At 63.0% G+C, this 21,000-nt stretch carries 19 protein-coding genes; 16 read left to right on the top strand and 3 right to left on the bottom strand.

Going from position 1 to position 21,000, the window contains the following annotated elements; translation table 11 throughout:
- Positions 1-3: 3 nt before the first annotated feature.
- The 13 genes from fdx (at position 4) to ACK3BK_RS20955 (ending at position 11,974) form a co-directional block, all read left to right on the top strand.
- Positions 4-345 (top strand): ISC system 2Fe-2S type ferredoxin, encoded by a 342-nt coding sequence (fdx, locus tag ACK3BK_RS21015; protein ID WP_063546067.1) that lies wholly within the window; start codon positions 4-6, stop codon positions 343-345.
- Between the two features lie 10 nt (positions 346-355).
- Positions 356-556: a Fe-S cluster assembly protein IscX gene (gene iscX, locus ACK3BK_RS21010; RefSeq protein WP_027920277.1), complete on the top strand. Its 201-nt coding sequence runs from the start codon at positions 356-358 to the stop codon at positions 554-556.
- Between the two features lie 87 nt (positions 557-643).
- On the top strand, positions 644-1,069 hold the full coding sequence (ndk, locus tag ACK3BK_RS21005; protein WP_011532343.1) for a nucleoside-diphosphate kinase: 426 nt from the start codon (positions 644-646) through the stop codon (positions 1,067-1,069).
- Between the two features lie 28 nt (positions 1,070-1,097).
- Entirely contained in the window at positions 1,098-2,246 is a 1,149-nt protein-coding gene (gene rlmN, locus ACK3BK_RS21000) for a 23S rRNA (adenine(2503)-C(2))-methyltransferase RlmN (RefSeq protein WP_054892553.1), read from the top strand.
- A 12-nt stretch (positions 2,247-2,258) separates the two neighbouring features.
- The gene (pilW, locus tag ACK3BK_RS20995) at positions 2,259-3,020 is read left to right on the top strand and encodes a type IV pilus biogenesis/stability protein PilW (protein ID WP_186668229.1); all 762 of its coding nucleotides are present in this window, start codon (positions 2,259-2,261) and stop codon (positions 3,018-3,020) included.
- Positions 3,017-4,024 (top strand): helix-turn-helix domain-containing protein, encoded by a 1,008-nt coding sequence (locus tag ACK3BK_RS20990; protein WP_186721562.1) that lies wholly within the window; start codon positions 3,017-3,019, stop codon positions 4,022-4,024. The genes pilW and ACK3BK_RS20990 overlap by 4 nt, the downstream gene beginning before the upstream one ends.
- A gap of 3 nt (positions 4,025-4,027) precedes the next feature.
- A complete protein-coding gene (ispG, locus tag ACK3BK_RS20985; protein ID WP_054892556.1) occupies positions 4,028-5,137 on the top strand; it encodes a flavodoxin-dependent (E)-4-hydroxy-3-methylbut-2-enyl-diphosphate synthase in 1,110 nt (369 codons plus the stop codon).
- A gap of 24 nt (positions 5,138-5,161) precedes the next feature.
- On the top strand, positions 5,162-6,448 hold the full coding sequence (hisS, locus tag ACK3BK_RS20980; protein WP_186668219.1) for a histidine--tRNA ligase: 1,287 nt from the start codon (positions 5,162-5,164) through the stop codon (positions 6,446-6,448).
- 39 nt (positions 6,449-6,487) lie between these two features.
- Positions 6,488-7,129, top strand: coding sequence for a tetratricopeptide repeat protein (locus ACK3BK_RS20975; protein WP_054892558.1), 642 nt, complete (start codon positions 6,488-6,490; stop codon positions 7,127-7,129).
- Position 7,130: 1 nt separating this feature from the next.
- On the top strand, positions 7,131-8,273 hold the full coding sequence (gene bamB / locus ACK3BK_RS20970; RefSeq protein WP_288377005.1) for an outer membrane protein assembly factor BamB: 1,143 nt from the start codon (positions 7,131-7,133) through the stop codon (positions 8,271-8,273).
- Between the two features lie 117 nt (positions 8,274-8,390).
- Positions 8,391-9,854 (top strand): ribosome biogenesis GTPase Der, encoded by a 1,464-nt coding sequence (der, locus tag ACK3BK_RS20965; RefSeq protein ID WP_186668210.1) that lies wholly within the window; start codon positions 8,391-8,393, stop codon positions 9,852-9,854.
- Positions 9,855-10,046: 192 nt separating this feature from the next.
- Positions 10,047-11,195, top strand: a complete 1,149-nt coding sequence (locus ACK3BK_RS20960) for a pyridoxal phosphate-dependent aminotransferase (protein ID WP_411383225.1) — start codon at positions 10,047-10,049, stop codon at positions 11,193-11,195.
- A complete protein-coding gene (locus ACK3BK_RS20955; protein ID WP_186668205.1) occupies positions 11,183-11,974 on the top strand; it encodes an amidohydrolase in 792 nt (263 codons plus the stop codon). The genes ACK3BK_RS20960 and ACK3BK_RS20955 overlap by 13 nt, the downstream gene beginning before the upstream one ends.
- A 112-nt stretch (positions 11,975-12,086) precedes the next feature.
- Here the strand turns inward: ACK3BK_RS20955 and ACK3BK_RS20950 are convergent, their stop codons facing one another.
- Complete coding sequence (locus ACK3BK_RS20950) at positions 12,087-14,642, bottom strand: PepSY domain-containing protein (RefSeq protein WP_411383224.1); 2,556 nt, start codon at positions 14,640-14,642, stop codon at positions 12,087-12,089.
- A 239-nt stretch (positions 14,643-14,881) separates the two neighbouring features.
- On the bottom strand, positions 14,882-17,173 hold the full coding sequence (locus ACK3BK_RS20945) for a TonB-dependent receptor (protein WP_411383223.1): 2,292 nt from the start codon (positions 17,171-17,173) through the stop codon (positions 14,882-14,884).
- 247 nt (positions 17,174-17,420) lie between these two features.
- Here ACK3BK_RS20945 and ACK3BK_RS20940 point away from each other — a divergent pair, with 247 nt between their 5' ends.
- From ACK3BK_RS20940 to ACK3BK_RS20930, 3 genes are all read left to right on the top strand, one after another.
- Positions 17,421-18,101, top strand: coding sequence for a Fe2+-dependent dioxygenase (locus ACK3BK_RS20940; RefSeq protein ID WP_186668199.1), 681 nt, complete (start codon positions 17,421-17,423; stop codon positions 18,099-18,101).
- A 2-nt stretch (positions 18,102-18,103) separates the two neighbouring features.
- Entirely contained in the window at positions 18,104-18,856 is a 753-nt protein-coding gene (locus tag ACK3BK_RS20935) for a tetratricopeptide repeat protein (RefSeq protein ID WP_411383222.1), read from the top strand.
- Between the two features lie 92 nt (positions 18,857-18,948).
- The gene (locus tag ACK3BK_RS20930; RefSeq protein ID WP_411383221.1) at positions 18,949-19,509 is read left to right on the top strand and encodes a hypothetical protein; all 561 of its coding nucleotides are present in this window, start codon (positions 18,949-18,951) and stop codon (positions 19,507-19,509) included.
- 52 nt (positions 19,510-19,561) lie between these two features.
- Here ACK3BK_RS20930 and ACK3BK_RS20925 read toward each other — a convergent pair whose 3' ends face one another.
- Positions 19,562-20,725, bottom strand: a complete 1,164-nt coding sequence (locus ACK3BK_RS20925) for a type III PLP-dependent enzyme (protein WP_186668187.1) — start codon at positions 20,723-20,725, stop codon at positions 19,562-19,564.
- Between the last annotated feature and the right edge of the window lie 275 nt (positions 20,726-21,000).

The raw sequence follows: 21,000 nt of genomic DNA, 5'->3' as shown, positions 1-21,000 counted from the left end.
CCGATGCCCCAGGTGATTTTCCTGCCGCATGAGAAGTTCTGCCCGGATGGGCTGGTGGTCGAAGTGGAGCCAGGCACCAACATTCTGGAGCTGGCCCACGAACACCATATCGAGATGGAAAGCGCGTGCGGCGGCGTGTGTGCCTGCACCACCTGCCACTGCATCGTGCGTGAAGGTTTCGACTCGCTGGAAGAAGCCGACGAGCTGGAAGAAGACATGCTGGACAAGGCCTGGGGCCTGGAAGCGCAGTCTCGCCTGGCGTGCCAGGTGATCGTGGGTGATGAAGACATCACCATCGAGATTCCGAAATACTCGCTCAACCACGCTGCCGAAGCGCCGCACTGAGGTTTTCAGCATGAGCCTGAAATGGATTGATGTACTTGAGATCGCCATCCAGCTTGCGGAAAGCAAGCCGGACGTCGATCCTAAATATGTGAATTTCGTCGATCTGCACCGTTGGGTGCTGGCTTTGCCAGAGTTCAGCGACGATCCGTCACGCGGCGGTGAGAAAGTGCTCGAGGCCATCCAGGCGGCCTGGATCGAAGAAGCCGACTGAGCGTCTCTGCAGGTTAGGCAATCCCCTGGAACCCGCGTATAATTCGCGGGTTTAATTTTTCGCAACACTCAAATTCTGGAGTTTTCCATGGCTGTTCAACGTACTTTCTCCATCATCAAGCCTGACGCAGTTGCCAAGAACGTCATCGGCAAGATCACCACTCGCTTCGAAGAAGCCGGCCTGAAAATCGTCGCTTCGAAAATCAAGCAGCTGTCCAAGGCCGAAGCCGAAGGCTTCTACGCCGAGCACAGCGCTCGTGGCTTCTTCGGTGATCTGGTTGCCTTCATGACTTCCGGTCCGGTCGTCGTTCAGGTGCTGGAAGGCGAGAACGCCATCGCTCTGAACCGTGAGCTGATGGGCGCCACCAACCCTAAAGAAGCCGCTCCAGGCACCATCCGTGCCGACTTCGCCGAGTCGATCGACGCCAACGCCGTTCACGGTTCGGACTCCGAAGCCGCTGCAGCTCGCGAAATCGCTTACTTCTTCGCTGCTACCGAGGTAACCACTCGCTAAGCGAAAGCTTACGAGTGAGGGTGAATCCATGACGACATCTACTGGCAAAATCAACCTGTTGGGGCTGACCCTGCCGGAAATGGAACAGTTCTTCGACTCGATCGGGGAGAAGCGCTTCCGTGCCGGTCAGGTGATGAAATGGATTCACCATTTTGGCGTGTCCGACTTTGCGGACATGACCAACGTCGGCAAGGTCTTGCGCGAGAAGCTCGAGGCCGTTGCCGAGATTCGCCCCCCGGAAGTGGTCAGCGAGGACATTTCCGCCGACGGTACCCGTAAATGGGTAGTCCGCGTTGCCTCCGGCAGCTGCGTCGAGACCGTCTACATTCCCACCGACGACCGCGGTACCCTCTGCGTTTCGTCGCAAGCCGGCTGTGCCCTGGACTGCAGTTTCTGCTCCACCGGCAAGCAAGGCTTCAACAGCAACCTCACCGCCGCCGAAGTGATTGGCCAGGTGTGGCTTGCCAACAAATCCTTCGGGACCGTCCCGGCCAAGATCGACCGCGCTATCACCAACGTGGTCATGATGGGCATGGGCGAGCCCTTGCTGAACTTCGACAATGTCATCGCCGCGATGAAGATCATGATGGACGATCTGGGCTATGGCATCTCCAAGCGTCGCGTCACCCTGTCCACTTCGGGTGTCGTGCCGATGATCAATGAGTTGGCCAAGCACATCGACGTGTCGCTGGCGCTGTCGCTGCATGCGCCCAACGACGCGCTGCGCAACCAGTTGGTCCCGATCAACAAGAAGTACCCGCTCAAGATGCTGCTCGAGTCCTGCATGGGCTATATGTCCACGCTCGGCGGCAAGCGGGTGCTCACCATCGAGTACACCCTGCTCAAGGACGTCAACGATCAGCCTGAGCATGCCGCGCAGATGATCGAGTTGCTGCGTGACGTGCCGTGCAAGATCAACCTGATTCCGTTCAACCCGTTCCCGCACTCCGGTTACGAGCGTCCCAGCAACAATGCGATCCGTCGCTTCCAGGATCTGCTGCACCACGGCGGCTTCAACGTCACCACCCGCACCACCCGCGGCGAAGATATCGACGCGGCCTGTGGTCAGTTGGTGGGGCAGGTCATGGACCGCACCCGCCGTAGCGAGCGCTACATCGCCGTGCGCCAGATCAACGCCGATGGCAGCGAGCTGCAAGACAGCGCTGCGCGCCACTGACGGAAGCCGCCGATGACCCTGCGCGCCGCGCTGTCGATCCTGTCGCTTTTGCTGCTGGCCGGCTGCGTGTCCGGCGGTGCAGGTGATCCGCTGTCCAGCCGACAGGGCAGGGCGGAGGCAGGGCGTGCCTATGTGCAGTTGGGGCTGGGGTATTTGCAACAAGGCATGACTGAGCAAGCCAAGGCCCCGCTGGCCAGGGCGCTTGCGTTGAACAGCCACGATGCCGATGCACACGCCGCCCTGGCCCTGGTCTTCCAGGCCCAGGGCGAGCCCGATCTGGCCGATGGCCATTTCCGCGAAGCCTTGTCGCAACGCCCGAATGACACGCGGATTCGCAACAACTTCGGCAGTTTCCTATATGCTCAGGGGCATTTTCGCCAAGCAGAACAGATGTTTCGCCAAGCTGCTGCCGATACCCTGTATCCTGAACGTTCCCGGGTATACGAGAACCTTGGCCTGACCGCCCTCAGGCAAGGGCGTCGCGAGCAGGCTCACGAATACCTGGACAAGGCCCTGCAGCTCGATCAGCGGCAACCACGAGCGCTGCTGGAAATGGCTGAGTTGTCCTACGAAAACAGGCATTATGTGCCGGCCCGGGACTATTTCGAGCGCTTCAGCCAGCATGGCGATCACGACGCTCGCAGCCTGCTGTTGGGCAGCCGCCTCGCCCGAGTCTTCGAAGAGCACGGCACCGCAGCCGAGCTGGGCCAGAAATTACAACGACTTTATCCCGGTACGCCGGAATATCAGCAATACCTGTCGGAGCAACGATGAAAGCCGCGCACCCCGAAGCAGCAGCAGCGATTCAGCAGAATCCAGGTGATATCTTGCGCCAGGCCCGCGAGAACCGGAACTGGTCGCAGGCCGAGGTCGCCCGTAAGCTGAATCTCACGGTCACTTCGCTGAACAACCTGGAAACCGGCGCCTTCGACAAGCTTCCCGGACACACCTTCGCGCGCGGCTATATCCGTGCTTACGCCAAGCTCATGGACATGGACCAGGCGCCGCTCGTCGAGGCTTTCGACCAGATCACCGGGACTCACGCCAAGGGCAGCGAAGTACATGCCCTTGGTCGTATCGAGGAGCCGGTGCGCCTTTCGCACAATATCCTGCGTGTCGTCAGCCTGTTGCTGCTGGTGGCCGTGGTCGGTGGCGGGTTCTTCTGGTGGCAGGACCAGAGCAGCCTGCGTGGCAAGGACCTGGCCAAGATCGCCCTGGAGCATGTCGAGGTCGAAAGCGCCGACGGCACCACGCAGATCCACCCGCTCGATGAGCCGGAAGATCAGGCCGTGACTGCGGGCCAGCAGCCAGAGAGCGCGCCACTGCCGCTTGAGCAGGCTACGACCGAAGCTGCCGCCGAGGCTGCTGAACAGGGCACCCCGGGCACCGCAGCATCCGCCGCCGCTCCAGCCGCTCCGGTTGCCCAGGCTCCTGCCCAGACGCACGCGCCCGCCACCACGCCCGCACCAACCGCACCGGCCACCCACGCCGTACCGACTGCGCCAGTTGCCAGCGAGCCTGCCGTGGTTGCTGCGGGCGATGGCAAGATCGCCATTCAATTCACCGCCGATTGCTGGACCCAGGTCACCGATGGCAACGGCAAGGTGCTGTTCAGCGCGATCAAGCGCAAGGGTGACAGCCTGGAACTGACCGGCAAGCCGCCGTTCGCGGTCCGCCTGGGCTTTGCCCGCGGCGCTCAGGTCAGCTACAACGGTCAGGCCGTCGATGTCGCCCCGTTCACCAGTGGCGAGACCGCTCGCCTGAAGTTGGGACAGTAAGTCATGCACGGCGAATCTCCGATCAAACGTCGCGAATCCCGCAAAATCTGGGTCGGCAATGTGCCGGTGGGTGGTGATGCACCCATCGCGGTACAGAGCATGACCAACACCGACACCAATGATGTCGCCGCCACCGTTGGGCAGATCCAGCGCCTGGTCGATGCTGGCGTCGACATCGTCCGCGTCTCGGTGCCGGACATGGACGCGGCCGAAGCCTTCGGCAAGATCAAGCAATTGGTCAGCGTGCCATTGGTCGCCGACATCCATTTCGACTACAAGATCGCCCTGCGCGTCGCCGAGCTTGGTGTTGACTGCCTGCGCATCAACCCGGGCAACATCGGTCGCGAAGACCGTGTGCGCGCGGTGGTCGATGCCGCTCGCGACCGTGGTATCCCGATTCGCATCGGCGTCAACGCGGGTTCGCTGGAAAAGGACCTGCAGAAGAAGTACGGCGAGCCGACCCCGGCAGCGCTGGTGGAGTCGGCGCTGCGCCATGTCGAGCACCTTGACCGCCTCGACTTCCAGGACTTCAAGGTCAGCGTCAAGGCCTCCGACGTGTTCATGGCCGTCGAAGCCTACCGCCTGCTGGCCAGGCAGATCGTGCAGCCGCTGCACCTGGGCATCACCGAAGCCGGTGGCCTGCGTTCGGGGACGGTGAAATCCGCTGTCGGCCTCGGTATGCTGCTTGCCGAAGGCATTGGCGATACCATTCGCATCTCCCTCGCTGCCGATCCGGTCGAGGAAGTGAAAGTCGGCTACGACATTCTCAAGTCGCTGCACCTGCGTTCCCGTGGCATCAACTTCATCGCCTGCCCGAGCTGTTCGCGGCAGAACTTCGATGTGGTCAAGACCATGAACGAGCTGGAAGGGCGTCTGGAAGACCTGCTGGTGCCGCTGGACGTCGCGGTGATCGGCTGCGTGGTCAACGGCCCGGGCGAAGCCAAGGAATCCCACGTCGGCCTGACCGGTGGTACCCCCAACCTGGTGTACATCGATGGCAAGCCGGCGCAGAAGCTGACCAATGACAACCTGGTCGATGAGCTGGAAAAGCTCATCCGCCAGAAAGCGGCCGAGAAGGTCGAGGCCGACGCGGCGCTGATCGCCCGCGGCTGATACACAGATTCGTAAGGACTTTTCGTGAGCAAATCGCTGCAAGCCATCCGTGGCATGAACGACATCCTGCCCGAGCAGTCGCCCCTGTGGCGCTACTTCGAAGGCACCGTGGCCGGCCTGCTGGACGGCTACGGCTACAGCCAGATCCGCACGCCGATCGTCGAGTTCACCGAGCTGTTCAAGCGCTCGATCGGTGAAGTCACCGATATCGTCGAAAAAGAGATGTACACCTTCCAGGACAACAAGGACTCGCTGACCTTGCGCCCGGAAGGCACTGCCGCGTGTGTGCGTGCTGTGCTCGAGCACGGCATCATCGGCAATGGCCAGGTTCAGAAGCTCTGGTATGTCGGCCCGATGTTCCGCCACGAACGCCCACAACTGGGGCGTTATCGCCAGTTCCACCAGATCGGCGTCGAGGTGTTCAACCTGGCCGGTCCGGACATCGACGCCGAGCTGATCCTGCTCACCTGGCGCCTCTGGGCGCGCCTGGGTATCCAGGACGCGGTCACGCTCGAACTCAACAGCCTGGGCACCAGCGAAGCCCGTGCGCGCTATCGCGACGCGCTGGTCGAGTTCCTCAGCGAGCGTATCGATCAACTGGACGACGACAGCAAGCGTCGCCTGAAGAGCAACCCGCTGCGCATCCTCGACAGCAAGAACGAAGGCACCCAGGCCGCTCTGGTGGGCGCACCGAAGCTCGAAGAGTACCTGGACGAAGAGTCCCGCGTGCACTTCGAGGGCGTGAAGGCCCGCCTCGACGCTGCCGGTATCCCGTTCGTGATCAACACCAAGCTGGTGCGTGGCCTGGACTACTACAGCAAGACCGTGTTCGAGTGGGTCACCGACAAGCTCGGTGCCCAGGGCACTGTCTGTGCCGGTGGCCGCTACGATGGCCTGGTCGAGCAGATGGGCGGCAAGCCGACGGCTGGCGTGGGCTTCGCCATGGGTATCGAGCGACTGCTGCTGCTGATCGAGACGCTGGGCCAGGTGCCCGAGTCGATCAGCCGCACGCTGGATGTCTACCTGTGCGCCTTCGGCGAGCAGGCGGAGCTGGCGGGCCTGAAGATCAGCGAGCAACTGCGCGATCGTCTGCCGGGCCTGCGCCTGGCGGTCAACGCCGGTGGCGGCAACTTCAAGAACCAGTTCAAGAAGGCCGACAAGAGCGGGGCGCTGTTTGCCCTGATCCTGGGGGACGACGAACTGGCGCAACAAGTGGTAGGTTTCAAGCCCCTGCGTGGCCAGGGCGAACAACAGAACATTGCCTGGGATGCTCTGGCCGAGCACCTGCAAGCTGCTCTCGCGCAGGCGTGAAGCGGTCAAACAGCCGAATTGCTGAAAAGGAGTATTGGGGTGTCGAGTACCGATGATGATGGCCTGGCCGCAGCCAAGGACTGGTGGAACCGCAACGGCAAGCCGCTGCTGACCGGTGCCCTGCTCGCCGCTGCGGTGGTGATGGGCTGGCAGGCCTGGCACAAGTACCAGAGCAACCAGTCGCAAGGCGCTTCGGCGCTGTACCAGGCGTTGCTGGAAACTACCCTGACGCCTGACGGCAAGCCGGATGCGACCAAGGTCGCCGAGCTGTCCGGCAAGCTCAAGAGCGAATTTGGCGGTTCGGCCTATGCCCAGTACGGCAGCCTGTTCGTGGCCAAGGTCGCGGTCGACAGCGGCAAGCTGGACGATGCCGCCGCCGAGCTCAAGAGCGTGATGGACAAGCCGGCCGATGCAACCCTCGGCGAGATCGCGCGCCAGCGTCTGGCCCGTGTGCTCGCTGCCCAGGACAAGGCCGAGGAGGCCCTCAAGCTGCTCGACGGTGACGCCGACAAGGCGTTCCTGGCCAGTCGTGAGGAGCTCAAGGGTGACTTGCTGGTCCAGTTGGGCCGCGCCGACGATGCCCACGGTGCGTATGAAAAAGCCAAGGCCGCGCTGTCCGACGACGCCGCGATCGGTGGCCTGCAACTGAAGCTGGATGACCTGGCCAAAGGGGACGCGTGAAGTGACCGGTTGGAAACAAGCAGCAGTGCTCGCCCTGGCCGTGCTGGCCGCGGGTTGCAGCAGCAACAGCAAGAAGGAACTGCCCCCGGCCGAACTGACCAAGTTCACCGAAGAGGTGGTGCTCAAGAAACAGTGGAGCCGTTCGATCGGTGACGGCCAGGGTGACAAGTACAACACCCTGGTGCCGGCCATCGAGAACGACCGCATCTACGCTGCCGACGTCAACGGCAAGGTCTTCGCGCTGAACCGCAGCAACGGTGACGTGGTGTGGAAGAAGGACCTGGACGTACCGGTTTCCGGCGCTGTCGGCGTGGGTTACGGCCTGGTGATGATGGGCACCCTCAAGGGTGAAGTCATCGCACTGGACTCCAGCACCGGTGAAGAGCGCTGGCGCTCGCGCGTCACCAGCGAAGTGCTGGCTCCGCCAGCGACCAACGGTGACGTGGTGGTGGTGCAGACCCAGGACGACCGTCTGATCGGCCTGGACTTCAACACCGGTGATCGCCGCTGGATCTACGAGAGTTCGCCAGCAGTGCTCACGCTGCGTGGTACCGGCGCGCCGATCGTGACCAACCGCCTGGCGGTGGCTGGTCTGTCCACCGGCAAGGTGATCGCGGTCGACACGCAGAACGGCGTGCCGGTGTGGGAGGCCCGCGTGGCCGTTCCGCAGGGCCGTTCCGAGCTGGACCGTGTAGTGGACATCGACGGTGGCTTGCTGCTGTCCGGTGGTACCCTTTACGTCACCAGCTACCAGGGTCGCGTCGCGGGCCTGGACCTGGAAAGCGGTCGCGTGCTGTGGCAGCGCGATGCCTCCAGCTATGTGGGTGTCGCCCAGGGCTTTGGCAACGTCTACGTGAGCGAGGCTTCGGGCACTGTCGAGAGCATCGATGAGCGTTCGTCTTCGGCGCTGTGGACCAACGACTCCATGGCCCGTCGCCAACTGTCGGCGCCGGAAGTGTTTTCCAGCTATGTCGCGGTAGGTGACTTCGAGGGTTACCTGCACCTGCTCAGCCAGGTCGATGGTCGCTTCGTCGGCCGTGAGCGTATCGACAGCGATGGCCTGCGCGCTCGCCCCCTGGTGGTCGGCGACACCATTTATGTCTATGGCAACAGCGGCAAGCTCGAGGCACTGACCATCCGCTGAAGCTATGCTTGAGACCGTCATCGGTTTCAGGCTGCGGCGCAGGAAGCGCCGCCCGAACTCCGGCCGCTGCCTTGCAGCGGCCTTTGCATTTTCAAGAATTCACGAGTGGAGAGCCGCATGGTTCCCGTAATCGCCCTGGTGGGACGGCCGAACGTCGGCAAATCCACCATGTTCAACCGCCTGACCAAGACCCGCGATGCCATCGTCGGCGACCTGTCGGGCCTGACCCGTGATCGCCAGTACGGCGACGCCACCTGGCAGGGTCGTTCGTTCATTCTCATCGACACCGGCGGTATCACCGGTGACGAAGTGGGCATGGACGAGAAGATGGCCGAGCAGTCGCTGATGGCCATCGAAGAAGCGGATTATGTGCTGTTCCTGGTCGATGCCCGCGCTGGCATGACCGCCGCTGACCAGATGATCGCCGAGCACCTGCGCAAGCGAAACAAAGAGGCGATCCTGGTCGCCAACAAGATCGACAACATCGATGCCGATGTCGCCCGCGCCGAGTTCTCGCCGCTGGGTATGGGCAACGCCATTCCGGTCGCCGGTTCGCAAGGCCGTGGTATCAACGCGCTGATGGAAGCCGTACTTGGCCACATCCCGCGCGACCAGGTCGAGGAAGCGCTGGATGCCGAAGTCGCCGAAGGCGAGGAAGCGGTGCGTATTCCGGGGCCGAGCGAGAAGGATGGCATCAAGATCGCCATCATCGGTCGCCCGAACGTCGGCAAGTCGACGCTGGTCAACCGCATGCTCGGTGAAGAGCGTGTGGTGGTCTACGATCAGCCGGGCACCACCCGTGACAGTATCTACATCCCGTTCGAGCGTGATGGCGAGAAGTACACCTTCATCGACACTGCCGGGGTGCGCAAACGCGGCAAGATCCACGAGGAAGTCGAGAAGTTCTCAGTGGTCAAGACGCTGCAGGCGATCAAGGACGCCAACGTGGTGATCTTCGTCATGGACGCGCGCGAGGGGGTGGTCGACCATGACCTGAACCTGCTGGGCTTCGCCCTGGAAGCCGGCCGTGCCATCGTCATCGCCCTGAACAAGTGGGATGGCATGGAGCCGGGCGAGCGCGACTACGTGAAGACCGAGCTGGAGCGTCGGCTGTTCTTCGTCGACTTTGCCGACATCCACTTCATCTCCGCCTTGCACGGCACTGGCGTCGGCCATCTGTACAAGTCGGTGCAGGCCGCGTTCAAGTCGGCGGTCACCCGCTGGCCGACCAGCCGCCTGACGCAAATCCTCGAAGACGCCATCAGCGAGCACCAGCCGCCGCTGGTTAACGGTCGACGGATCAAGCTGCGCTACGCTCACCTCGGAGGTGCCAACCCACCCCTGATCGTGATCCACGGCAACCAGACCGACAAGATCCCGCGTTCCTACTCGCGCTACCTGGAAAACACCTACCGCCGTGTGCTGAAGCTGGTCGGTACGCCGATCCGCATCGAGTACAAGGGCGGCGAGAACCCGTACGAGGGCAACAAGAACACCCTCACCGATCGCCAGGTCAACAAGAAACGCCGCTTGATGTCGCACCACAAGAAGGCTGAGAAGAAGCGCAAAGACAAGCGCTGATTCTCGCGTCTGCTTCTTCGCGGGCAAGCCCGCTCCCACTGCAAGGCACAGGCATTGAGATCTGTGAACGATCTGTGGAGCGGGCTTGGCCACGAATGAGCCTTTAAATGTTTCAACCTTTTTCCTGCCTGCCCGATCCGCTATGCTCGGACTCCACCCCGTGCCGGACCACCCCGCAGGAAAGAGGGCTCCATGATCCGCAGCAAACTGCCGAACGTCGGCACGACCATCTTCACCACCATGTCCCAGCTCGCCGCGCAAACCGGCGCGCTCAACCTGTCCCAGGGTTTCCCCGATTTCAATGGCCCGCAGCCGCTGCTCGATGCGGTCGGCCGACACGTGGCCGCTGGCAACAACCAGTACGCGCCGATGACCGGCTTGCCGGTGTTGCGCCAGCAGGTCGCGGCGAAGATCGCCCGTCTTTATGGCGCTCAGGTGGATGCCGATCAGGAAGTGACCATCACGCCTGGCGCCACCGAGGCGATCTTCTGTGCGATCCAGGCGGTGATCCAGACTGGCGACGAAGTGATCGTCTTCGACCCGTCGTACGACAGCTACGAGCCGTCGGTAGAGCTGGCCGGTGGTCGCTGCGTGCATGTGCAACTGAGTGATGGCGATTTTCGCATCGACTGGCAGAAGTTCAGCGATGCCCTGACCCCGCGCACGCGCATGGTCATCCTCAACTCGCCGCACAACCCCAGCGGTGCCCTGATCACCCGCGAAGACCTCGACCAGCTTGCCGACTTGATTGCCGAGCGCGACATCTACCTGGTGAGCGACGAGGTCTACGAGCACCTGGTCTACGACGGCGTGCGCCATGCCAGCGTGCTGGCTCACGAGCCGCTCTATGCCAGGGCCTTCGTGGTCAGTTCGTTCGGCAAGACCTACCACGTCACCGGCTGGAAGACCGGCTATGTGATTGCACCGCCTGCGCTGAGTGCCGAGCTGCGCAAGGTCCACCAGTACGTCAACTTCTGCGGCGTGACGCCGCTGCAATGGGCGCTGGCCGACTTCATGGCCGAACACCCGGAGCATATCGACGAACTGCCAGGCTTCTACCAGGCCAAGCGCGACCTGTTCTGCGACCTGCTGCAGACATCGCGCTTTGCCTTCACCCGCACCGCGGGCACCTATTTCCAGTTGGTGGATTACTCGGCGATCCGTCCCGACCTCAATGATGTGGAGATGGCACTGTGGCTGACCCGCGAACATGGCGTGGCGACCATCCCGGTGTCGGTGTTCTACCAGCGCCCTATCCCCGAGCAACGCCTGGTGCGCCTGTGCTTTGCCAAACGTGAGGAGACGCTGCGTCAGGCAGCGGAAAAACTATGCGCGATCTGAGTCAACTGCCGAACCTGAAGCTCGCCCTGGTGCAGACCACCCTGGCCTGGCATGACCGCGAGGGCAATCACGCGCATTTCGAGGTACTGCTGGAGCAGGCCCGTGGCGCTGACTTGGTGATCCTGCCGGAAATGTTCACCACCGGCTTCTCGATGGAGTCCGAACGCCTTGCCGAGCCCGAGCAGGGGCCGACCTACAAGTGGCTCAAGGCACAGGCAAAGAAGATCGATGCGGTGATCACCGGCAGTGTGATCATCCAGGCCGCCGATGGCAGCCATCGCAATCGCCTACTGTGGGCACGACCGGACGGCGAGGTGCTGCATTACGACAAGCGCCACCTGTTCCGCATGGCGGGCGAGCACAAGCACTACACGCCTGGCGAACGCCAGGTACAGTTCGAGCTCAAGGGCTGGCGAGTTCGCCCGCTGATCTGCTACGACCTGCGCTTCCCAGTGTGGAGCCGCGACGCACAGGATACCGACCTGCTGCTGTACACGGCGAACTGGCCGGCCGCGCGGCGCCAGCACTGGAACCGGCTGCTGCCGGCGCGGGGGATCGAGAACCTGTGCTACGTGGCTGCGGTGAATCGGGTGGGGACCGACGGCAAGGGCTTTGCCTATTCGGGTGACAGCCAGGTGCTGGACTTCCAGGGCGAGAGCCTGCTGAGTGCGGGGGAGGCCGACGGGGTGTTCAGCGCGGTGTTGAGCGCGGCGGAGCTGGCGGCGTATCGGACCAAGTTCCCGGCGAACCTGGATGCCGACACCTTCGAGCTGCATTGAAACTGCAGTGCTCTTTTCGCGGGCAAGCCCGCTCCCACAGGTAACGCGTTACTCAATGCTTTACCTGTGGGAGCGGGCTTGCCCGCGAAAAGACCGATACATCAGGCGCTGGTCAGTACACATCCCGCCGATAGCGCCCATCCTCGATCAGCCGCTCGACGAGCTCTTCACCAAGAAGCCCCTTCAGCGCCGCATCCACGCCGCCTGCCATCCCTTGCAGGCTCCCGCAGACGTACACGCAGGCGCCGTCGTCCACCCAGCGGCGCAATTGTTCGCCTTGCTGCAACAGCACATCCTGCACATAGACCTTTTCCGCCTGGTCCCGCGAGAACGCCAGGTCCAGTCGCGCCAGATCGCCGCTGTCCAGCCAGCCTTGCAGCTCACGGCCGCAGAGCAGGTCGTGGGCGCGGTTGCGTTCGCCGAACAGCAGCCAGTTGCGCTGCTCACCCCCCGCGATCCGGGCCTTGAGCAGGCTGCGCAGGCCTGCCAGGCCAGTACCGTTGCCGATCAGCACCATCGGTGCCGAGGTTGTCGGCAGGTGGAAGCTGCTGTTGCGGCGCAGACGCAGGCTGGCATGGCCGTCCATGGGCAGGTATTCGGTCAGCCAGCCGGAGCCCAGCCCGAGGCTGCCATCGGCATGACGCTCCTGGCGCACGATCAGCTCCAGCACGCCGTCGCTGGCGATCGACGCGATGGAGTATTCACGGGCACCGAGTGGGATCAGCGAATCGACCAGCGCCTGGGCGTGCAGGCCGACCAGATGCTCGCGGCTGGTCGGCAACTGGCGACTGGCCAGCGCTTGGCCAAGCGGTTCGACAAGACCATCAAGTTGCACCGGTAGATTCGCATCGAGCCCCAGCCCTTGCAGGAAGGCATCGATCCGCGCCTGGCTGTGGCGGGGCAGCACCTCGACCAGGTCGCCAGCTTCCCAATGGCTTGGGTGTTCGGCACTCAGGCCCAGCAAGTACACCGGTGCGCCCTGGCTGCCGGGGTTGAGCCGTTCGCGTCGGACCAGGCGCCAGTTGCCGTAGCTGGGCGGCTGCCAGGCGGCGAGCGGACGTGCGCCGGTCAGTTGCGCCAGGGCCTGCTGCCATTGTTGCAGGGCATTCTGGTCGGCACTGTCGACTTCGATCGGGCTGAACGCGGTGGTCGCACCGCGTTCGGCCAGCCAGGCCTGCAGGCGTCGGGCGAAGCCGCAGAAATGCGGATACTGTCGATCGCCCAGGGCGAGCAGGGCGTAGTTCAGGTGTTGCAGCGCCCAGGGTTGGCCCAGCACCTTGCGCTCGAAGCCGCGGGCGCTGTCAGGCGCTTCGCCATCACCGAAGGTGCTGACCACGAACAGTGCCCGACGGGCCTGGCGCAGCTCGTCCTCGCCCAGCTCGGCAAGCGAGCGCACCTGGACCGGCAAGCCCGCCGCCTGCAACTGCCCTGCGCTCTGCCAGGCCAGTTGCTCGGCCAGGCCACTCTGGCTGGCGAAGCCGATCAGCCAGCTGTCGCCGCTGGCCTGGGCGGTGTCGACCGAGCAACGGGCGGCACGGACCTGGCGCTTCTTGCGGCGGCGATCGAGATACAGCAGCCAGCCGGTGACGAAGAACAGCGGCATGGTCAGGCTGGCGATGGTGAGGATGATCCTGCCCGGCAAACCGAAATAGCTGCCCACGTGCAGGGCGTAGACGCTCTGCAGCAGTTGGGCTTTGAACGACTTGTCGGTGTAGCGCTCGTGACGCTTGATCTGGCCGTTGGCGGGGTCAAGTGTCAGGGTGTTGAAGGCGCGCTCGTGGGCTGAGTCATCGAGCAGGTAGAACAGCGTCGCTGGCTGCCCGCCGCCAGGTGGCAGGCGCAGGTTGTAGCTGGCAAGGCTTGGGCCGGCGGCATTCTTGAGGTTGTTCCAGATGGCGTCGTAATCGACCACCAGCGGCGCCGCCTTGGCATCCGCTGCTTGCGGTCCGGGGCGGCCACGACCTGCGCCGCGCTGCTGCTGTTCGCCGGCTGCGGGTTTGTCGGCGAGCAGTGTGTTCAGGCCCTCGCGGTACCAGTCGTACGACCAGAACAGGCCGGTCAGGGCAAACAACAGGTAGAACAGCAGGCACCAGGTCCCGGCGACGGCGTGCAGGTCCCAGTTGAAGGCGCGGCCTTTCTTGGCCCAGTCGAAGCTCAGCCAGACCCGCCAGTTCAGGGCCCGGCGCGGCCAGCGCAGGTAAAGGCCGGAGAGGCAGAAGAAGATCAGCATCAGGGTGCAGGCACCGGTGATCTGCCGACCGCTATCGCCCATGGCCAGGAAACGGTGCAGCTGCAGCATGAGGTTGAAGAAGCCTATCCCCGCGACCTCACCCTTGAGCTCGCCTGTGTAAGGGTCGGCATAACGCAGCTCGCCGCGGCGTTCGCCGGGCGGCGGGGTGAAGAAGAGGCGGGCGGCATTGTCGGCGTGGGTATCGACCCAGAGCATCGCCACCTTGTCGCCCTGGGCCAGTTCGGCGCGGCGTACCAGCTCCGGCAGCGGCAGCACGCCCTCCTGGCGCACCTCGACCTTGAGCACATCGGCGTTGAACAGGCGCAGCAGTTCTTCCTGGAACGACCAGATCGCACCGGTGATGCCCATCAGCGCCAGCACCAGGCCGGCGGTGATGCCAAAGAACCAGTGCAATTGGAACAGCGACTTCTTCACCACATCGATCACCTTGTGTTGCAGCCACAGACCGCGCGGCGTGCATTATGCCTTGATACGCAAAAGCCCCGCCCACAGGAATGATCGGGGCGGGGGGCGTTCTGTTTCGTGCTCGACTGCACCGGCCTCTTCGCGGGCAAGCCCGCTCCCACAGGTGTTCCACAGGATTTGAGGATTGTGGTGTCCCTATGGGAGCGGCCTTGCCCGCGAAGAGGCCGGTGCAGACTAGCCCAGTCCCCTCATCAGAAGTGGACGCTGGTGGTCAGCAGCGCCGTGCGCCCGGCCGCCTGGTTGGCGAAGTGGGTGGAGAAGGCCTTGTCGTAGTACACCTCGTTGGTCAGGTTCTGCACGTTCAGTTGCAGATCGACGTTCTTGGTCAGCTTGTACGCTGCCATGGCGTCGTAGCGCACGTAACTGTCGACCATGGTGGTGTTGGCCACGCTGCCATACACGTCATCCACATAGAAGGCGCCGCCGCCAACGGTCAGCTTCGGTGTGATGGCGTAGGTGGTCCAGAGGCTGGCGCTGTTGTTCGGCGTGTTCGGCAGCTGGTTGCCGTCGTTGGCCTTGCCCAACGGGCCACCGTCGATCTGGCGTGCCTGCATGTAGGTGTAGCCGGCGAACACCTGCCACTTGTCGGTGAGCTTGCCGCTGGCCGACAGCTCGATGCCCTGCACGCGAGTTTCGCCGACGTTCTCGTAGGTGGTGGTATTCACCTGGACGCGAGCGTTTTCCTTTTCGGTGCGGAACAGCGCAGCGGCCAGGGACAGGCGCTGGTCAAGCAGGTCCCACTTGGTACCGATCTCGTAGTTGGTCGTTTCTTCAGGTTCCAGGTCGCTGGACAGCAGGTTGCCCGAGCGGTCCGGCGTACCCGGCAGCGGGTTGCCTTCCTGGCCTTCGCCGAGCATCGCGCCCGGTGGCGTGGCGGAGGTGGCGTAGGACACGTAGATGCTGCCGTTGTCGGCCGGCTTCCACACCAGGCCCAACTGGCCGGTGATGAACTCGCTCTTGTCGCGGCCCTTGGCAGTGGTGGCGCCGGCTGCGGTGTAGGTCTTGTAGTCGGTGTCGAAGTGGTCGTAGCGCAGGCCCATGTTCAGCAGCCACTGCGGGGTCAGTTCGAGGGTGTCGAAGACGTACAGCGCACGGGTCTTGCTGTTGGTGGTGGTGCCGGCGTAGTTGCGCGAGATCGCGCCGTTCCACGGGTCGTCCGGGTTGGGATTGCTCAGCGAGGTGCAGTTGTAGCCGCTGGAGACGATCATGCCCGGGGTGCAGTTGGTGCTCGCGTTGCCGGGCGAGGCGGGCGTGGTGTCGGTGTTGACGTTGTACGAGGAGCGCTCGCTCTCCTCGCGGCTCAGTTCGATGCCGGTGGAGAAGCTGTTCTTCAGGCCGCCCAGGTACAACTCGCCGAACAGGTCGGTCTGGTTGGTGGTGGTGGCGGTGTTGCCCACGCGGGTGTTGGCGCGGCGCCAGACACTGCCGTTGTTGACGTTGCCCTTGCTGTCGTCCGGCTGGGTGAGGATGTAGTCCTGCATGCTGTTGCCGTGGCGCAGGGTGTTCTTGACGGTCAGCGAGTCGGACAGGTCGTGCTCGACGGCGATGGTGGCGATGTCCACCCGCGATTTGCGGAAGTCGCGGCCGGTCAGGCCGTAGAAGTTGTCGTGGTCGCCACCCGCGTAAGGCTTGCTCGGATGGGCCGAGGTGCGGGCACCGGTGCCGCCGGCCGGCACGGTGTAGGGGATGCCCGAATCCGGCAGGTCGTCGCTTTCCAGGTGGTAGTAGTCGAGGTTGACGCGGGTCGGGGTGCCCAGGCCGAACGCCAGCGACGGGGCGATGCCCCAGCGGTCGTAATTGACCTTGTCGCGCCCGGCGACATTGCTCTCGTGGGTCATCAGGTTCAGGCGCCCGGCCACGGTGTCGCTGAACTGGTAGTTGCCATCGAAGGTGTAGCGCTGGGTCTGGTCGCTGCCCCAGGTCCAGGCGCCGTCGAGCGAGTTGCCCAGGTGGGCGCGCTTGCTCACCAGGTTGATGGTGCCGCCTGCGGCACCGCGGCCGCCAATGGCGGAGTTCGGGCCCTTGGCCACTTCCACCGATTCGATGGCGAAGATCTCGCGGGTCTGTGCGCCCGTGTCGCGCACGCCGTCCAGGTAGGTATCGCCTTGGGCGTCGAAGCCACGGATGAACGGGCGATCGCCTTGCGGGTTGCCGCCTTCGCCGGCACCGAAGGTGATGCCCGGCACGGTACGCAGCGCATCCTGCAGGCTCAGGGCGTTGGTGTCCTTGATCACCTGCTGCGGGATCACCGTGACCGAACGCGGGGTGTCCACCAGTGGTGCGGTGTATTTCTGCGAGGAGGCTTTTTCGACCTTGTACTCGGTGCTCGCCTGTTCGGCCTTGCCGTTGACGCTGGTGGCGTCGAGGGTGACCGGCTGGGCGGTTGCGGGATCGGCGGCATAGGCCGAGGTCGCGCTGAGGGCGACGCCGATGGCGCAGGTGAGCAGGCGTGGTGAGCTGACAGCGGATGGTACGTGGCGCATTTTGTTTTTGACCTTCCCCAAGGTGTGAAGGCCGCGGATGTTAATGTAAGCAATTGTAAGTAACAATTGAGACTCGTTACCATTCGCAAGAAACTTACAATCTTTACATCTTACCCTTACGGTTTTTCCGGGTTCGTGCGTCTGCGATCCTGACCACAAGGCAGGGGATTGCGCCAACGGCACTTGCCTACCGTAAAAGGGAATCAATATCATTGGGGCCTTTGCCCTCTGCCAGGTACCTCGCGCCATGCTTCTGCACATCCCCGGCCTGTTCGACGCCGACGAGATTTCCCGCATCCGCCAGGCCCTGGAGCAGGCCGACTGGGCCGATGGCAAGGCGACGGCCGGCTACCAGTCGGCCAAGGCCAAGCACAACCTGCAGTTGCCCGAAGGCCACGCCCTGGCCAAGGAAATCGGCAGCGCGCTGATCGACCGGCTGTGGCGCAATCCGTTGTTCATGTCGGCGGCGTTGCCGCACAAGGTGTTCCCGCCGCTGGTCAATTGCTACCGCGAAGGAGGCAACTTCGGTTTTCACATCGACAACGCGCTGCGCCAACCCAAGGGCAGCCCCGAGCGGGTACGCACCGACCTTTCGTCCACGCTGTTTCTCAGCGAGCCAGACAGCTACGACGGTGGCGAGCTGGTGATCCAGGACACCTACGGTGTCCAGCAGGTCAAGCTGGCGGCAGGCGATATGGTGCTGTATCCGGGCACCAGCCTGCACAAGGTCAACCCTGTGACGCGCGGCGAGCGCTTCGCGGCGTTCTTCTGGACCCAGAGCCTGGTGCGTGACGATGGCCAGCGCACGCTGCTGTTCGAGATGGACAACGCCATACGCCAGCTCGGTGCCGATGTGCCCGATCATCCGTCGCTGCTGCAACTGACCGGCACCTACCACAACCTGTTGCGTCGCTGGGCGGAGGTTTGAGCATGTCGTATCAGTTGCGACGCGAGGATGTGATCGATGTTGCCGAGCTCAAGTCGATGCTCGAGCACAGCCCCGGCAAGGCCGCCCAGGCGATTCTTGCCGCCGCGGGGCAGGGGGTGGTCGAGGCGCAGGCATTGCTTGGGCAGATTCTGCTCGACGGGCATGGGATCGAACAGGATGAGCGCCTGGCACGGCATTGGTTCGCCATTGCCGCCCAGGCCGGCAACGCCATGGCGTACAACATGCTGGGGCGATGCCTGGAGCACGGTTGGGGTGGTGAGATCGATCTGACCCAGGCGGCCATCCATTACGCACAGGCCGCCGATGCCGACTCCGATTGGGGCCTCTACAACCTGGGCAACCTGTTGGCTACCGGTCGCGGGGTGCCAGTAAATCAGGCGCAGGCGCTGATCTGTTACGAGAAGGCGGCGCACATGGGGCATGCCAAGTCGATGAACCTGTACGGGCGCTACCTGGAGCAGGGCATTGCCACCACCGCGAGCCCTGCGCGGGCGGTACGCTGGTATCGGCGTTCGGCCGAGGCGGGGGATTTTCGCGGAATGTTCAGCCTGGCGCTGGTGCTTGTCGAACGAGGGCAAATCGAAGCGGCGTTTCCCTGGCTACGACGAGCCAGGCAGGAGGGCAACGAAAGCTTCCTGCGCAGCAGCGTGTTGACTTTGCGTGCCGGTGGGCCTTTGTTGGCTTGCGTTGCAGCGGACTACCAGGAGGAACTGGAGCGTCGCAGCCGCTCGTGAAGCATGGCGTCAGACCCGAGAAAGATTTCACGATTATCCAGCTAGGTCGTACTTGTGACGATAGGGCTCATTTCAGCGATCTGAGGTCAAACATGAGTACTTATAACCAAGCTGCTTCGTTTATCGCCGTTTTATCCTGTGAAACCAGCAAGGGCTCGGGCACGCTGACCGCCGGTAAACTCAAGGGAGCAAAGAGCGGGGGTGGCTACTATGGCAACGTTGATGTAGACCGCCGTGGTGATGTTTACCTCTGCAGCAGCGTCAACTTACAAAATCAAGAGCGTTTCTGGTTTGGTTGTTTCAACCGCGGTGAGCCGGAGCGCTATGACGTTCGTAGTTGGGCTCCAGGCAAGCCTCATCATGGGCAGCGCTTGGCTGTAGCCAGTGATGGCAGTCTGAGGATGGTTCCCGCTGCCGGTATTTCCTGCGACTGGCTTCTAAGCTGGGATGGCAAGCCATTGCGGCTTGGTCATGTCAACGAAATGGGCGGGCCAGCCTATGGCTTTGCCATGTCGCATGTCACTGCTGGAGGCTTGCGCCATGAAGCGCCGACCAGCGTTCGGACGGGATGGCATAACAAGATGCGCACAGGCAGTGGCGAGCAGGCTGGGCTCTGGATTCAGATTCAAGAGACTTGGGTAGCACAGCCCTGACACCCATCGTCTGGCTGAAAAGGCGCTTCGTGACGAAGCGCCTTTTCAGGTGTTACAGGTAGAACGCCTTCAGCGGCGGGAAGCCGTTGAACTCCACCGCGCTGTAGCTGGTGGTGTAGGCGCCGGTCGACAGCCAGTACAGGCGGTCGCCGATGGCCAGGTTCAGCGGCAGGCCGTACTTGTAGTTCTCGTACATGATATCGGCGCTGTCGCAGGTCGGGCCGGCGATCACCACTTCTTCGGCTTCACCTTTCTTCTCGGTCCAGATCGGGAACTTGATGGCTTCGTCCATGGTTTCGATCAGGCCGGAGAACTTGCCCACGTCGGTGTAGATCCAGCGCTCGACCGCGGTGCGCGACTTGCGCGCCACCAACACCACTTCGCTGACCAGGATACCGGCGTTGGCGATCAGCGAACGGCCCGGCTCCAGGATGATTTCCGGGAGGTCGTCACCGAAGTCTTCCTTGAGGAAGCGGATGATCTCTTCAGCGTAGGTTTCCAGGCTGTTGGTACGGGTGATGTAGTTGGCCGGGAAGCCGCCGCCCATGTTGATCAGCTTCAGCTCGATGCCGTCTTCTTCTTTCAGGCGCTCGAAGATCACCTTGACCTTGGCGATGGCCGCGTCCCAGACGCTGATGTCGCGCTGCTGGGAACCGACGTGGAACGAGATGCCATAAGGCACCAGGCCCAGGTCACGGGCCAGGATCAGCAGGTCCATGGCCATGTCGGTCTGGCAACCGAATTTACGCGACAGCGGCCAGTCGGCGGTGGTGGAGCCTTCGGTGAGGATGCGCACGTACACTTTCGAGCCCGGTGCGGCCTTGGCGATGTTGCGCAGGTCGGCTTCGGAGTCGGTGGCGTAGAGACGCACGCCCTTCTCGTAGAAGTAGCGAATGTCCTTGGACTTCTTGATGGTGTTGCCATAGCTGATGCGGTCGGCGCTGACACCACGGCCCAGCACTTTGTCCAGCTCGTAGATCGAGGCGATGTCGAAGCTCGAGCCTTTTTCCTTGAGCAGGTCGATGATCTCGACCGCCGGGTTGGCCTTGACTGCGTAGTAGACCTTGGCGAATTCGAAGCCCGCGCGCAGGTCGTCGTAGGCCTGGCTGATCATCTGGGTGTCGATGAGTACGAACGGGGTTTCCTGCTTGTCGGCGAACGCCTTCATTTTCTGGAAGGTGTCGCGCGCGAAATAGTCTTCGACCTGGATCGACATGCTTAGGGACTCCATGGGCAAACTGAAAAGATAAGTGGCTGCAAACTGAACGTCCTCCGTATCCCCACTTTGGTTCGCCTACTTCCCAAGGCATGTCGCCGAAAGCAAAAAGGTCGCTGTAAAAGCGGCGGCCTTGCTGTCTCGTCGTCAGTACTTGAGCCGGATGGATCGTTTCCAGCATGGACGTTCGGCGCGCACTTTAGGACGTGAGGAATGCAGAATCAACCCGCAATCCCAGCGTGTTCCCGTGCAATCGACGAGTAGCCATTTGAATA

The organism is Pseudomonas sp. L7, from assembly GCF_046605565.1.
Taxonomy (GTDB): Bacteria; Pseudomonadota; Gammaproteobacteria; order Pseudomonadales; family Pseudomonadaceae; genus Aquipseudomonas; species Aquipseudomonas wayambapalatensis.
This window is presented reverse-complemented; position numbering and strand designations above follow the sequence as displayed.